The organism is Psychrobacter sp. H7-1 (genome assembly GCF_904846585.1).
GTDB lineage: Bacteria > Pseudomonadota > Gammaproteobacteria > Pseudomonadales > Moraxellaceae > Psychrobacter > Psychrobacter raelei.
Window position 1 is genome coordinate 1 of the sequence record NZ_CAJHBH010000087.1, and the last position, 2,299, is coordinate 2,299.

At 37.1% G+C, this 2,299-nt stretch carries 2 protein-coding genes; both read left to right on the forward strand.

Annotated features, from left to right (window positions below; translation table 11 throughout):
* Positions 1-134 precede the first annotated feature (134 nt).
* Positions 135-677 (forward strand): glycosyltransferase, encoded by a 543-nt coding sequence (locus JMX92_RS13235; RefSeq protein WP_201546140.1) that lies wholly within the window; start codon positions 135-137, stop codon positions 675-677.
* A 37-nt stretch (positions 678-714) separates the two neighbouring features.
* Positions 715-2,151 (forward strand): hybrid nucleoside-diphosphate sugar epimerase/sugar transferase, encoded by a 1,437-nt coding sequence (locus tag JMX92_RS13700; protein WP_265089797.1) that lies wholly within the window; start codon positions 715-717, stop codon positions 2,149-2,151.
* The last annotated feature ends 148 nt before the right edge of the window (positions 2,152-2,299 follow it).

Genomic DNA, 2,299 nt, shown 5'->3' on the forward strand with positions numbered 1-2,299 from the left:
TTGGATCAATCACTATAATAACGAAAGACCCAATATGGCTAATGGTGGCTTTACGCCGATTCAGAAATTTAATATGGCAGCTTAGTTCTACTTATTTAGTGTTTTAAATATGGGGGTATTTCCGTAGTGATAAGGTGATTTTTAACTTTTTTGGTAATATTGGTAGAGTTCAGGGAATAGATAAACTAATTCAAGCACTTAACTTAATGAATGAGTCTGAGAATTCAGAGTTTATATTTATCGGTAATGGAGCGTACGTAGATAAACTCAAAAGTCTGATTAAATACTCCTCCAAAGAAAATATTCATTATTATGGAAGCGTGGAACAAGCTAAAAAATCTATAGGCTTAAATGCTTGTGATATATCAATAGTGACTTTGGCCGAAGGAATGTTAGGTCTCGGAGTTCCTAGCAAAGCCTACTACTCAATGGCAGCAAATAAGCCTCTTTTTTGTATTATGGATGAAGAGTCAGAAATAGCTACCATGGTTAGGGATAATAATATTGGATGGACTGTAGAACCAAGCCATCCACAAGATATCGCTCACGCACTAGATCAAGTAGTGAAAGGCTTTCATAACTCTGATGGTGCATCTCCTCGTGAAGTGCTTATAAAGAAATATTCAGATAAAGTATCTATCAGTCAAGTGATAAGCATCATACGTTCCTGTGTATAAGGAACACTCTATATTGTAAGTTTAAGGTAGGTTAGTTTTGAAGAGATTATTAATTACTGGACAGAGTTCATATATTGCAAAGCAATGTTGTAATTTTATTGATCAATATCCTAATAAGTATTCAGTAGACTTAATCAGCGTTCGCGATGCCTCTTGGAAAGATAAATCTTTTGATAGCTATGATGCAATAATTCATACTGCGGCTTTGGTTCATGACTCCACAAAAGGTGCTACCTCAGAACAGTTTGATCAAGTCAACTACCAACTCACTTTAGAACTTGCTGAAAAGGCAAAAAAAGAGGGTGTTAAGCACTTTATATTCCTCTCAACTATGAGTGTTTATGGCCTAAACACCGGTCATATCACAGCTTCAACGCCTCTTAACCCCAATACCTCCTATGGACAGTCAAAGGCTAAAGCAGAAGATGCATTAAAGGCGTTAAGCTCTGAAGAGTTTGTTGTCACCATTATTCGCCCACCTATGGTCTATGGCCCCAACTGTAAAGGCAACTTCAAAACTTTATATAAGATTGCAAATATAGCACCGATATTCCCTAAAGTTAATAATCAAAGAAGTGCTATCTTTATCGATAACTTAAGTGCATTTATAAAGATTGTTATTGATAATAAAATTGAAGGCACCCTATTTCCACAAAATGAGGAGTATCTCAATACCTCTGAAACAGTATCTTTACTCGCTAAAGCATCTTCAAGAAAAGTATATATATCTAAACTGGCTGGTTTCGGAGTGAATCTACTTATGTTCTCTCCAACTATCCAAAAAGCATTTGGCAGCCTTACTTATGATCCCAGTCTACCAGGTGGGCCAATTGACTTAGAATATAACTTAGTTAAGTTTGACGACTCAGTTGAACAAAGTGCCTATTTATCTAAAGCTAAATCAGGTTCAAAAAGATCAGTAATCTGGCAAAGACCTTTAGATATCGCCTTCTCTGTCGCAGGTTTAGTGGCTACTTCGCCACTACTGATAGGCACCACTATTGTAGGTTACTTTGACACAGGATCACCTTTATTTATTCAAGAACGGGTTGGTAAAGACAAAAAGCCATTTAAACTGGTTAAGTTCCGCACCATGAGCTTGGATACCGCTTCTGTTGCCAGTCATTTAGCAGACAATAGCTCAATTACCAAGCTAGGACGCATTTTGCGCAAAACAAAGCTAGATGAACTACCACAGTTGATTAATGTGCTAAAAGGTGAGATGAGCCTAGTTGGCCCAAGACCTAATTTATTCAATCAAGAGGAGTTGATTGAAGCTAGAGGCAATCAAGGCGTGTATGACGTCTTACCTGGTATTACAGGTTTAGCCCAGCTAAGTGGCATAGACATGTCTACACCAGATCTCCTTGCCAAAACTGATAAAGAAATGATTGATAGCTTAACCTTACAAAAATACTTTAGCTATATTATACGTACTGCCCTAGGCAAAGGCAGTGGCGATGCGGTTAAGTAACTTTTAAGCTATATCTAAGCAACCATGGTAATCACCCCGAAAAACAATAACACGTAAAAGTAGAAACTAACTGCTAAAATACCAGCAGGAGATTTCGACATGAAAAAATCAAGATTTACCGACACTCAGATTGTTAATATACTCAAAC